This window comes from Psychrobacter jeotgali (assembly GCF_904846315.1).
GTDB lineage: Bacteria > Pseudomonadota > Gammaproteobacteria > Pseudomonadales > Moraxellaceae > Psychrobacter > Psychrobacter jeotgali.
Map to the genome: position 1 here is coordinate 2989222 of NZ_CAJHAF010000001.1, position 13079 is coordinate 3002300.

Here is a 13079-nt window from a genome sequence, read left to right on the forward strand (position 1 = left end):
AGAATAAAAACGTTAAAAAGTATATAGCCAAGCAGTTAGTAAACGCAATATAACGCTTGTATAGATGAGTCAGTAATAAGGTAGCAAAACCTTTAGTCAAATCGACAATTAATCACCAAAAAAAAGACCGCCTAAGCGATCTTCGATAATGTTACTGAGTTAAAAAGCTTAAATCTTCTTCGGGGCGCGTGGTAAATACTTCACAGCCATTATCAGTCACCACCATCGTATGCTCCCACTGGGCAGATAGCTTACGATCTTTGGTAATAGCCGTCCATTCATCGGGTAGAATCTTGGTCTGCCATACCCCTTGATTGATCATCGGCTCAATGGTGAAAGTCATACCGGTTTTGAGCTCCATTCCCGTGCCTTTTTTGCCATAATGCATAACTTGAGGCTCGTGATGGAAAGTGTTACTAATACCGTGGCCACAGAACTCGCGCACGATACTAAAGCGCTCAGGCTCGACTACTTCTTGAATAGCTGCTCCGATATCACCCAAGCGTGCGCCATCTTTGACCACGCTCATCCCAGCGTAAAGTGCTTTTTGTGCCACATCGCAGATGCGCTTGGCCATAATGGAGCCTTCACCGACGATCCACATCTTGGAGGTATCGCCGTAATAACCATCCTTAATGACCGTCACATCGATATTGATAATGTCGCCATCTTTGAGGAGTTTATTTTCAGTAGGAATACCATGGCAAACCACATGGTTAACCGAGGTACAGATTGATTTTGGGAAGCCATTATAATTGAGCGGCGCAGGGATAGCTTGTTGCTCATTGACAATATAGTCATGCGCAATTTGATTCAATGCTTCAGTGCTCACGCCAACTTTGACATGCTCATCGAGCATGACTAGGACATCACTGGCAAGCTTGCCAGCTACGCGCATTTTTTCTATGGCTTCAGGGGATTGGATAAGGGATTTTTTAGTCATCATCATTGTACTTATAGTTTGTTATAAAATAAATGTGAGGTAGATTATATCATAAATGAAGCGCTCTCAGTTTTGCTATAACCAATAGCAGGCATCGGTTTTTGTGGTCATTGACATTTTCAGCCTTACCTTTAACCAAATAGAGGTTAATACTGCTTAATTATCAATAAAAACCAGTTCAGTAATTAATTAGCAAGGGCTGATAGCAAAATACCTATACAGAAAAACAAACTCTGACCTAAGGTTATACATAACCGAGGATGACAATTGAGTGATATGGTCTTATGATGTATCTTACATAGAACTGTAGTTTAAATTAATAGTAAAAAGTTTAGACCAGTAAGTGTATTAGTAAAAGTAAATGTAATATGCAGAAGTATAATAACCAATAAATCTCAACAAGCATCAATAATACTTTCTAGTTCTATTTGATCATTAGTTTACTCTTTAAACTAATGATTCATTTTTCCAATAATTTTAGGAGCTCTTATGAAAAACATGACTAAACTTATGATGGCCGGTACTTTAGCAGTAGGTGCGTTAGCTGCTGGTTGCCAAACTACGCCAAACGTCAACCCTCCAGCGGCGGTTACCCAGCCTCTAACTACCACTGCATTACAGGCTTATAATTGGCAGCTAGTGGATGCTAAGCTTACTAACGGGCAAAAGATTACTCAACTATTCTATGATCCGGCTAAACCTTTAACGCTTAAGTTCTTTGAAGATAATGGCTCACAGCGTGTATCATTTATGAATACCTGTAACAATATTGGCGCTGAATACAATATCGTCAACGGTGATGTGGTGCTCAACAATGTGATGAGTACTATGAAGCAATGCCCTGAGCCGGAGGCCAGCTTTGACACCGCTACTGTAGCAACCATCCAAGGCAAATATAGCTTGGGTCAGAATGCCAATAATACGCCTATCTTAACTATTAAAAATGACAACCAAGTGGCTCATTTCAAAGGCGTCGCTAAATAAAGTAAAGGTCTATAGATTCAAAGCGTTTATAGATTCAAGGTCTATAGTGGCTGATGTTTAATGAATTGACTTATACCTAAATATACTTAGCAACTGATACCTCACTATAAAGTGGGGTATTTTTTTGTCTAAAGTTTTATCTTGGTTTAGGCTACACTAGAGAGTATTTAGCACAGGGTATGCCACAAAATTTCGCTCAGTTATATCTATAATCTACCTCTATAACATTTCATGAGAGTCTACTTTATGTCAAAACCTACCATAACTATGCGCGCGATTAGGCATACCCTGATACTAACCGCTGGCTTAGTGCTAGCCGGTTGTCAGAGCTTGCCTAGTTCGACTACACCTATGTCAGCTCCTATGATTAGCAATCCACTGACTGCTACTATGCCGATGATAGATCGACAAGGACGCATCGCTTACGTGGAGGAGCAAGGCGCTGGTAGCGCAAAGATATCCACGCTCTATAGTATCCGTCCCGATGGTAGCGATAGACAAATGATAGATCAGCTGAACGGTTATATCTACGCGCCAGCATGGTCAGCTGATGGCAAGCTCTTGGCTTATAGTAAGCAAGCGCCCAGACAGCATCCGAAGATTTATATTTATGATAGCAAAAGCGCAGCTCGTAATTTAATCGTCAATGTTAATGGCGGGAATTTGTCCGCCTCATTCTCACCCGACGGGCAAAAGCTACTCTACAGCTCGACCGTCAGCGGCAATGCTGATATTTATGAGATGCGCTTGGATAATGGCAGTACCCGTCAGCTAACCACCTTGCCCAGTACTGAAGTGCAACCAAGCTATGCTAGCGACGGCCAAAGCTTTGTCTATGTCAGTGATAAAACACGAGCAAACAATCCACGGCTTTATCGTTATAATTTTGCCACTGGTCAGGCGACGCGTATCGCCACTTCCGGTTATGCTGCCAGCCCGCAGCTTAGTATTGATGGTCAGCGTTTGGGCTATCTAAACGGTCGACAAGCGGCAGTCATGACCCTTGCTACGGGGCAAGTGGTCAATCTCGCCGAAACGGGACTTGATGAACCCGCTAGATTTTCACCTTCTGGGCGGTACGCCATCTATCCTATGCAAAATAGTAAAATCAACGGTCAAGTGGGCAGCAGTTTAGTTATCCGTTCATTAGCTAATGGCAGTAGTTATACCATTAGTAGTAAGGCTGGCGGGATAGTACGCTCGCCAGTGTGGGGGCGATAAATAGTTGTTTTTCAATTTTAAGGATATTTATCATGGCACACAAAAAACAAAACCTACCACAGAAAACCTGCCCCGTCTGCGAGCGACCTTTCACATGGCGCAAAAAGTGGGAGAAAGATTGGGAGCAAGTGATTTATTGTTCGGAGCGCTGTCGACGGACGAAAAAGAAGTAGGGTGGTGTTAGACTTGTGAAATTCTCGTAGAGAATGCATACAAGGCGTAACCCACCATTTAGATATATACTAAATTTAAATACTGGGTTTGGGTTACTAATCCACCCAACACTACAACCAACCCCACCGAGACCGCCATGACCTCAAAGCCGACCTCAAAAACGTTCTTCAAATTACCAACTCTCAAAAGCCTCTACAATAATAAAGTCCTGCCTGTCTTAATCGACAAAGCCTGCGCATTAGACGTTGTGAGCGAGCAAAGAGCGCTGGTCGTCCCAAAAGCTCGCGGCATAGTGTTAGAGGTCGGTGTTGGCAGCGGGCTTAATGCTGGATTTTATAACCCACAAACCGTCAAACAAGTGATAGGCGTCGATCCCCACCTGCATCCATCGGCAGCCCAGCGTTTTGCCACCGCAGGCATCGACTTTATCTCGCAGCCGCTGTCCGCCGAGACGCTACCCCTTGAGGACAATAGCGTTGACAGTGTCGTCATGACCTTTACCCTATGCTCTATCCCTAATCCTATTCAAGCGCTACATGAGATGAGACGCGTGCTCAAACCTACTGGCACCCTATATTATGCCGAGCACGGCTTAGCGCCGCAGCCCAAATGGGCGCGCAAAATCCAACAGCTCATCACCCCAGCATGGAAGCCGATAGCGGGCGGCTGTCATCTGGATAGAAATATCGAAAAGCTGATAGCGCAGGCGGGGTTTGAGGTAGCGGGTCAGCAAGGATTCACTCACAGCGTCAATATCGTGGGTTATCACTATTGGGGCGAGGCGACGCCTGCTATCTTGGATTAACAACTTGAGGTAGGGTGCGCCCAGCGCACCAATTTATAAATTGTCACTTTTAAAGGTGCATGAAGCACACCCTATAACATTTAATATGTGAGGTAGGCTCTAGCTTTAGCCTAGTTCTATATCCGACACAAGGAAAGCCATGACGCACAAATAAGCAAACCTACCGTAAAAAACGGTCTAGTCTGTCAGCGTTCATTAATATGGCGTAGTAAATCGGAAAAAGATTGGGAGTAGATGATTTATTGTTCGTAGCATCGAAAATATATGATTTAAAATAGAGGTATAGAACGTTAATGTTTAGTTTAAGTAAACAGATATCTTCTTTTTATTGCTATAGTTTTCATGTAATATAAAAATATCGTACATGGATAATTGTATGAATTATTTTTATAGGTTCTTTTTCTATATCTGATATAACTTACTGTATTACGAGGAACTTATAATTTATGTCAGTAAAATAAATACAAGGATGTTTATTATGAAATACATATTTTCTTGTTTTTGCTGCTTATTTCTAAGTTCTTGTGCGACTATACCTGATCAGGCCTATCGTAAAATTGACTGTGCTAACAAAAATACTTGTTCCGTAGCGGAATTAGATTCATATATCAAACCTATTACTAATATGGTGATTAAAAATGGATGGTCGGCCTTTAAAAGTAGTGAAGTGAATAAAAATGATAGAGATAAAATTGATAAAACGTCTTTTAGCTTATCTTATTTGGAATATAGAGAAAGTGGTCAGAAATTCGAAGGCAATAGACAGTTAGATATCATCAAGCGTGCTATAGATGCTTCTGATAAGCCAGTTTACTTGGTCGTTTATGTTCATGGCTGGCATAATAATGCAAACACCATTGGAACGAAAACAAGTTTTGATACAGCCGCCTTTCCTTATCTACTCGCTCGTCGCAGTTTTCAGAAGCCTGATATGAATGTCATTGGAGTCTATGTTGGTTGGCGTGGCGCTAAATATAAACATCTTCCATTAACCGTTTTAACCCCCCTGAACAGAGCTCGTGCCGCGGATGTCATTGGCAACTATGGAGAGGTACGTGATGATCTTGTATCTCTAACTAATCACGTTCAAAAAAGTACTCATTCCGGTTATTCACTTATTATGGGACACTCTTTCGGGGGTAGGTTATTGTCTCGAGCGTTCATGGAGGACCTAGCCAATATCAAATCTATTGATGACTGGCCTTTAGGAAGACGATCATTATTGGTTAATTTGAATCCAGCAATAGGTGCAGATGCATTTGATGAGATATATAAAGATATGCCTGGACTTGGGTCAGATCTACAACGTCCTCTCTGGATAAATTTAACTTCTGAAGATGATGTTAGTACCTCAAAGACTTTTGTAAGAGCTCCAATTCTCTTGCAAGACCTTACTGATAAGCCTCATGCAGGAATAAGTGAAACTATAGGACATCATATACCTTACCTTTCTCATTGGGTTACTTCTAATGAAGGTATAACAGGCCCCAAGTCCGAAGACGATGATAATATAGACTTGAGTGAGTGTAAATTCGAAGATCCAGAACAAATATTAAAAGACAATAAACCTTGGTTTAAGATACCTTTACGAGTTGATGAAAATGTTGTATGTGGCACACGTCATTTATATGTGAATGAACTATACACAAACGAGAAGTATCGTTACTACACAACAACTTTAAGACCTTTGTACCACAACTCAAAGAAGATTACAGAAAGGAATTTAGGATATATGTGGAATTTTCAGGTAGATAATAGCTTAATTGATCATAGTGAAGCTGAGAAAAATCGTAGTATAAATGGGACACATAATGCTTTCGTACAGACGATTCTTGGCCGTATGCTTGATGACATGCTATTCACACCTCCTGAAAAGTAATTATATTGACTGTTTCTGATAGCTTGATATGGTTAAATTTAATAATCGACATATTTTTTAATGAGACGCTTCTCAAGATGTGAAGCGTTTTTTTGAACCAGTAGTTAAATCGCGTTAAAGTAATTTGAATTTCAAACTGTAGAGCCGCTATTATTAAGGCTAAAGGTGACATCATATAACATCAAAATTTTGACGTAGGGTATGGCTTTAGCCCAGCTCTATATACTAAACAAAAAAAATTATGGCACACAAAAAACAAAATCTACCTGAGAAAACATGCCCCGTCTGCCAGCGACTCTTTACCTGGCGCAAAAAGTGGGAAAAGGATTGGGAGCAAGTGATTTATTGTTCGGAGCGCTGTCGACGGACGAAAAAGAAGTAGGGTGGTGTTAGCCTAGTCAAATCCTCGCAGAGAATGCAGATAAGGCGTAACCCGCCTTACGCAACTTTGATTTTATCAAAAACCCTTGGGAAGGTGAGTTTTTAGTAGCATAATAAAATTGGACAGCATATAAGAGGTTATACTAACTCAAAGAGGGATGACTAGTATGACTACTAAACGAAGAGAATACACCCGAGAATTCAAATTAGAAGTTGTCAGTTTGGTGATTGATCACAAGCGCAAGATTGCAGAAGTAGCCGAGTCGCTAGGGATCGATGCTTCCACTTTAGACAACTGGTACGTAAGTATCGACTAGAGTAGAAAGGCGTTGCACCAACTCAAGGTTTAGCACTCAAAAAAATCTCAGATTTTTTCTTGCATAGGGGTGAAGCAATGCTTTACTCAATCCCTCCTCATATGTGAGCCAAGATAGAAGCGGATAGCGGGAATGGCTACCTAAGCAACCAATCCCGCATCAAATATTTCTCTAGAAAGCTCTAACCAAAAACCAAACCTACAAATTCGGATCCAATCACTTCTCAGCCGTCTTTATATCCCAGCCCTACAACCCATCCCGCTTAGCAAAGAGATTAGCAACCAATGCACCACTAAAGTTATGCCAGACGCTAAATATTGCACTTGGCAGGGCGGCGACAGGATTAAAATAAGTCGCGGCAAGAGCAGCACCAAGACCAGAGTTTTGCATGCCCACTTCAATCATAATGGCGCGTCTTTGCATTTCAGTAAAACCTAAGAAGCGAGCAATGAAATACCCTAAGCTATAACCAATCATATTATGCAACGCCACGACGATAAAGACGATGACGCCACTATCTAAAATAGTAGCCTTAGAAACAGCGACGACAGCAGCTATAATAATTGAGATACCTAATACTGAAATCATAGGTAGCACACTGATGGCAAATTCTATTTTCTTACCAAGAAGTTTATGAACAACGATACCTAGTAATATGGGTAAGATAACTATTTTAGTAATTGTTATCATCATGCTGACTAAATCAATATCGATCAGCTGACCAGCAAATAGATTTAATAATATAGGGGTTAAGAAGGGCGCAAGCAGCGTGGATATGGAAGTAATCGAAACACTTAGCGCCACATCGCCTTTAGCCAAAAAGGTAATCACATTACTAGAGGTACCCCCAGGACAACAACCCACCAAAATAACCCCAACAGCTATTAAAGGGTCGAGATTAAATACTACCGTTAGTAAGTAGGCTATTAGCGGCATAAGAGTGAATTGTGCTAATAGCCCTACAAGTACAGGTTTTGGTCGCTTTATAATTTCTAAAAAGTCTTCAGTTTTAAGGGTCATGCCCATACCAAACATAATGATGCCAAGTATCGGCACAATTAAAAAAGCCAATGAAGCGAAGAATTCAGGAAATATAAAGCCTAAAACCGCGCTGACCAATGCCCAAACCGCAAAAGTTTTACCAACCCAGCTTGAAAGTAAAGCAAGTTGATTCATAACATTTCTTCTCTATAATTATAGTAGGCAGTAATCTAGCACGTATTTTAATAAGGAATGATAAAATTGTTTTGTGGGCAAGATTGCAATAAGTTTGTTTGTTTAAAATAGTTGATGATTCTATAAAAAAATAGCGCACTGATATCAAATTAGTACGCTAAAAATATTGACCAGTTGAGTAAAAATCATAACCTAACCCAAATTCGGATTCAACCACTTCTCAGCCGTCTTGATATCCCAATCCTTACGTTTGGCATAATCCTCCAACTGGTCGCGGTCGATTTTACCGACGTTGAAATACTCACTGTCTGGATGCGAGTAATAAAATCCACTGACTGAGGAGGCCGGCCACATCGCAAAGCTCTCGGTGAGCGTGGTGCCAATAGCGTCAACCGTACCGAGCCAATCGAACAGTTTGCCTTTTTCAGTATGTTCAGGACAGGCAGGGTAGCCTGGAGCCGGGCGGATGCCGACGTATTTTTCTTTGATTAGCTCGTCATTAGTGAGGGTTTCATCAGCCTGATAGCCCCAGTAGTCTTTACGAATCAGCTCATGCAAATGCTCGGCAAAGGCTTCGGCTAAGCGGTCGCATAGCGCTTGTACCATGATGGCATTATAGTCGTCGCCGGCTTCTTTATACTTATCCGACAATTCTTGCGCACCTTCCATAGAGACGGTAAAGCCGCCCAAATAATCGGTGTGCTGCTCTGATGGTGAGATGAAATCGGCCAAGCTAAAGTTAGGCTTGCCACTAGCTTTGTCTGACTGTTGGCGCAGATGTTCAAAGGTATGAGTGGGCTGTCCGCCATCCTCAGGCGCTTTATCGTAGACGGTGATGGTATCGCTATCGGTGCGGCGAGCCGGCATGATTTTAAACACCCCTTTTGCCGTTACTAGTTTTTCATCGATAAGCTTACGCATGAGCTCTTGCGCATTGCCAAATAAGTCTTTGGCCTCTTCGCCAACTACTTTATCATCGAATATTTTGGGATATTTGCCGACCAGTCCCCACGAGATAAAGAACGGCGTCCAATCTATATAGGGTATTAAATTATCAATGGCATAGTCTTCAAACACTACTTGCCCGAGTTGATTAGGCGTAGGCGGTACATAGTTGTCCCAATCAAACTGAAAGCCAAGCTCGATGGATTGGGCGTAAGAAAGCTTAGGTGCTTTAGGTTTGCGATTAGCAAGGCGCTCACGTACCTTTATGTACTCACTACGGGTTTCGTCGATAAGTGCTTGACGGTTTTCTTTGGATAGTAGCTTAGTGACTACACCCACCGAGCGTGACGCATCGGTGACATAAATGACCCCATCGTTTTGATAGTTGGGTTCGATTTTGACCGCAGTATGGGCTTTTGAAGTAGTGGCACCGCCAATCATTAGAGGTAAGGTCATACCGCGCTCTTGCATTTGCTTGGCGACATAGACCATCTCATCAAGGCTTGGGGTAATCAGTCCTGACAACCCGATGATATCGACTTTTTCCTCAATAGCAGTATCGAGGATTTTCTCACAGGGTACCATCACCCCCAAGTCGAGGATATCGTAGCCGTTACAGCCGAGTACCACGCCGACGATATTTTTGCCGATATCGTGGACGTCGCCTTTGACCGTTGCCAATAGGATCTTACCTTTAGCTTCGCCCTCAACTTTTTCCGCTTCAATGTACGGATTGAGCCACGCAACCGACTGCTTCATTACGCGAGCGGATTTGACCACTTGCGGTAAGAACATTTTGCCTGCGCCAAATAGGTCGCCGACCACGTTCATCCCATCCATTAGTGGCCCTTCGATGACGTCCAGCGGTTTAGGATATTTCTCCCAAGCTTCCTTGGTGTCGGCATCGATATAGGTGGTTATACCTTTCACTAGGGCGTGCTCGATGCGCTTCTCGACCGATTCCTCGCGCCATGCTAGATCAGCTCCACTATCTTTTTTCTTACCATCAGATTGGAAGTTTTCAGCGATAGTCATCAAGCGTTCGGTAGCGTCTTGACCGCTCTCGCCTTGATTGCGATTGAGCATGACGTCTTCGATGGCGTCGCGCGCTTCCCTGGGAATATCGTCGTATATCTCCAGCATAGAAGGGTTGACGATACCCATGGTCAAGCCGTTCTTAATGGCGTGGTATAAAAATACCGAGTTAATGGCTTCCCGAATGGGGTTGCCCCGGAAGCTAAAGGAGACGTTAGAGACCCCGCCTGAGACCATAGCATTGGGCAGGTTTTCGGTTATCCAGCGCGTGGCATTGATAAAGTCCGCACCATAATTATTATGCTCGGTGATACCGGTGGCGACGGCGAAGATATTGGGGTCAAAGATAATGTCTTCACTAGGGAAGCCAACTTCATCGACCAAAATGTCATAACTGCGCTGGCAAATCTCAATTTTGCGCTCATAAGTGTCGGCCTGACCGTCTTCATCAAAAGCCATTACCATAATCGCTGCACCGTAACGTCTACAAAGCTTGGCACGCTCGACAAACTCATCATAACCTTCTTTTAAGGAGATAGAGTTGACTACGCATTTACCTTGTGTGCGCTTAAGACCTGCTTGGATAATCTCCCACTTGGAGGAGTCAATCATCAGTGGTACTCGGCTGATATCTGGCTCACCCGAGACCAGATTGACGAAATGAATCATCGCCTGCTCAGAGTCGAGCATGCCCTCATCCATGTTGATATCGACGATTTGCGCGCCGCCTTCGACTTGGTCACGGGCGACGTCTAGCGCCTCGGTATAGGCTTCGGTTTTGATTAAGCGTAAGAACTTTTTAGAGCCAGTAACGTTAGTACGCTCGCCGACGTTGACGAATAAACTATCAACGGTGATGTTAAAGGGTTCAAGCCCGGATAAACGGCAGGCAGTCGCAATCTCTGGAATCTGGCGCGGCGCATAGTTGGCGACCATATTGGCAATTTGGCGAATATGTTCAGGGGTGGTGCCGCAGCAGCCGCCAACGATGTTTAATATTCCTGCTTTAGCAAAACCCTCTAGCAGCGCCGTGGTTTCCTCAGCCGTTTCATCGTATTCACCAAACTCATTGGGCAGACCGGCGTTTGGATGGGCAGAGACAAAGGTATTAGCAATATTAGACAGCGTTTGGATATGTGGACGTAGCGCATCAGCGCCAAGTGCACAGTTAAAACCCACCGACAGCGGTTCGGCATGGCGAATCGAGTTATAAAAGGCTTCAGCAGTTTGCCCTGATAGCGTACGTCCTGAGGCATCAGTAATGGTGCCTGATATCATAATAGGCAGCTCAAAACCAATATCTTCGAATACCCCAGTGATGGCAAATATCGCCGCTTTGGCGTTTAGAGTATCAAAAATGGTCTCAATCAAGATGATATCGACGCCGCCTTCAATCAGCGCTAGTGTAGCTTCACGATAGTTAAGCACCAGCTCATCAAAGGTAATATTACGAAAAGCAGGGTCGTTGACATCAGGTGACAGCGAGCAGGTACGTGAGGTTGGTCCGATAACGCCAGCGACAAAGCGTGGTTTGTTTGGATTTTGCGCGGTAAACTCATCAGCCGCTTCACGGGCAATCTTAGCCGCGGTCTTGTTCAGCTCCGGCACCAAATACTGCATATTATAGTCAGACATCGACAGCCGTGTACCGTTAAAGGTATTAGTCTCAATGATATCTGCGCCAGCCTCAAGGTGCGCCAAATGAATATCCTTAATCATTTGCGGCTGAGTAAGGACTAGCAAGTCATTATTACCACGCACATCCTGTTCGATATCAGCAAAGCGCTCACCGCGATAATCGGCTTCTTCCAGCTTATAATTTTGGATGTGGGTACCCATCGCTCCATCAAGCATCAGAATTCGTGCCTTCATCTGCTCAACAATACGTGCACGTGCTGTTAATTGATTTTCCTTAAAAGGAAAGATAGCGGGTGGGCTTAGGATAAAGTCATTATCAGCGTGAGAGTTAGACGCTGAATTCGTCGTTGAGGTGGTCTGTGAAGTCATGGAAGTACTACTTATATTGTTTATAGGGTAAAGGAATATATAAGGTCGAAACAACAGGCGTCAATTTGTCACATTTTAACATGGAATGCACACGGTCCATGCAGTAGTCTAGGTAATGGTCTTGAATGGTCAGCTGTGTATTAAAACTAACCTATACTAAAATTATAGATAGAGATTTTATTTTCTAATAAATTATCAGGACTTACAATGTTATTACAAAAAGTAGCGCAAAAGCAAAGTGGAAGTTTAAGTTTATATGTTAATTTAATTTCATAAGGCATGCATTTTAATAAGTATTACTTATTTATTAGTAAGGGTTTTATTAGTAAGGGTATTTACTAGGCTGAGTATAGAAATTATAGATATAAAAGCTTTAAGTTTATATTGATTTTTAGCTCATAGTTGGTCTTAGATGTGGTCTTTAGCATAGTTCTAATAGCCTAAATACCATATCGTCTTAGTTATAAACGCCAGTATTATGAAATGGATTTTTATAATTTATCTTTCATCATAACTATTTCATCAAAAAGGATGTGAACATGAAAATTACCAAAATGGCGACAATCGGTATTCTTGCTATTTCATTAGTGGGCTTAAGTGCCTGTAATAATATGATGCCAGCCAAAAGCCCAATGGCAAAAGCACCTGTAACTAGCCAATCTATGGCAAAAATGAACGTGGTGCAAGTGGCACAGAGCGATGCTAGTTTCTCAGTGTTGGTCGAAGCGGTACAGGCTGCAAGATTAGTAGGCACACTGTCCAACCCCAATGCGAACTACACTATACTGGCACCTACCAATGCCGCCTTTGCTCAAGCACTGCAAGAAACAGGCATGACCAAAGCGCAGTTGTTTGCTAATAAGACCTTATTGACTAAAATTTTAAGCTACCATGTCATTAATGCTAATGCCCCCATTTATGCTAAAGACGTTAGACCCGGTAAGATAGCTATGCTAAGCAAAGATGTCTTGACAGTTACGCCGCAAAAAACGCTAATGGATGAAAGTGGTCGTACAGCTAATATTATCAAAACCGATATAGCCGCTAGTAATGGTGTAGTGCACGTCATTGATAAAGTGCTCTTACCACAATAAGCACCTATTGATCTCGGAGGTTATGGGTAGCAGTTACCATAAAAAAACGCTTATTACGAATCAACACTATAAGAATGGATCATATTAGCTGATAATTAAGGTGAACGGGATCTATTAG

Annotated in this window: 11 protein-coding genes; 8 read left to right on the forward strand and 3 right to left on the reverse strand. The window is 42.6% G+C overall.

What is annotated here, in order from left to right:
- Window positions 1–151: 151 nt before the first annotated feature.
- Window positions 152–943 (reverse strand): type I methionyl aminopeptidase, encoded by a 792-nt coding sequence (gene map, locus JMX18_RS12405; RefSeq protein ID WP_406947356.1) that lies wholly within the window; start codon window positions 941–943, stop codon window positions 152–154.
- Window positions 944–1432: 489 nt separating this feature from the next.
- On the opposite strand from map, the gene JMX18_RS12410 reads away from it, so the two are divergent.
- The 7 genes from JMX18_RS12410 to JMX18_RS12440 all read left to right on the forward strand — a co-directional run bounded on the left by JMX18_RS12410 (window position 1433) and on the right by JMX18_RS12440 (window position 6704).
- Window positions 1433–1927 carry an META domain-containing protein gene (locus JMX18_RS12410; protein WP_201588050.1) on the forward strand — a complete coding sequence of 165 codons (495 nt, stop codon included), beginning with the start codon at window positions 1433–1435 and terminating at the stop codon, window positions 1925–1927.
- A 246-nt stretch (window positions 1928–2173) separates the two neighbouring features.
- Window positions 2174–3148, forward strand: a complete 975-nt coding sequence (locus JMX18_RS12415; RefSeq protein WP_201588051.1) for a DUF5050 domain-containing protein — start codon at window positions 2174–2176, stop codon at window positions 3146–3148.
- A 32-nt stretch (window positions 3149–3180) separates the two neighbouring features.
- Complete coding sequence (locus JMX18_RS12420) at window positions 3181–3321, forward strand: DUF2256 domain-containing protein (RefSeq protein WP_201588052.1); 141 nt, start codon at window positions 3181–3183, stop codon at window positions 3319–3321.
- A 137-nt stretch (window positions 3322–3458) separates the two neighbouring features.
- Window positions 3459–4127, forward strand: coding sequence for a class I SAM-dependent methyltransferase (locus JMX18_RS12425; RefSeq protein WP_201588053.1), 669 nt, complete (start codon window positions 3459–3461; stop codon window positions 4125–4127).
- A gap of 478 nt (window positions 4128–4605) precedes the next feature.
- Window positions 4606–6006 (forward strand): hypothetical protein, encoded by a 1401-nt coding sequence (locus JMX18_RS12430; protein WP_201588054.1) that lies wholly within the window; start codon window positions 4606–4608, stop codon window positions 6004–6006.
- 241 nt (window positions 6007–6247) lie between these two features.
- A complete protein-coding gene (locus JMX18_RS12435) occupies window positions 6248–6388 on the forward strand; it encodes a DUF2256 domain-containing protein (protein WP_201588055.1) in 141 nt (46 codons plus the stop codon).
- 166 nt (window positions 6389–6554) lie between these two features.
- Window positions 6555–6704: a transposase gene (locus JMX18_RS12440; RefSeq protein WP_201588056.1), complete on the forward strand. Its 150-nt coding sequence runs from the start codon at window positions 6555–6557 to the stop codon at window positions 6702–6704.
- Window positions 6705–6950: 246 nt separating this feature from the next.
- Here JMX18_RS12440 and JMX18_RS12445 read toward each other — a convergent pair whose 3' ends face one another.
- Window positions 6951–7880, reverse strand: coding sequence for a bile acid:sodium symporter family protein (locus JMX18_RS12445; protein WP_201588057.1), 930 nt, complete (start codon window positions 7878–7880; stop codon window positions 6951–6953).
- 192 nt (window positions 7881–8072) lie between these two features.
- A complete protein-coding gene (gene metH, locus JMX18_RS12450) occupies window positions 8073–11867 on the reverse strand; it encodes a methionine synthase (protein WP_201588058.1) in 3795 nt (1264 codons plus the stop codon).
- 539 nt (window positions 11868–12406) lie between these two features.
- Between metH and JMX18_RS12455 the strand changes: the two genes are divergently transcribed.
- Window positions 12407–12961, forward strand: a complete 555-nt coding sequence (locus JMX18_RS12455; protein WP_201588059.1) for a fasciclin domain-containing protein — start codon at window positions 12407–12409, stop codon at window positions 12959–12961.
- Window positions 12962–13079 lie beyond the last annotated feature (118 nt).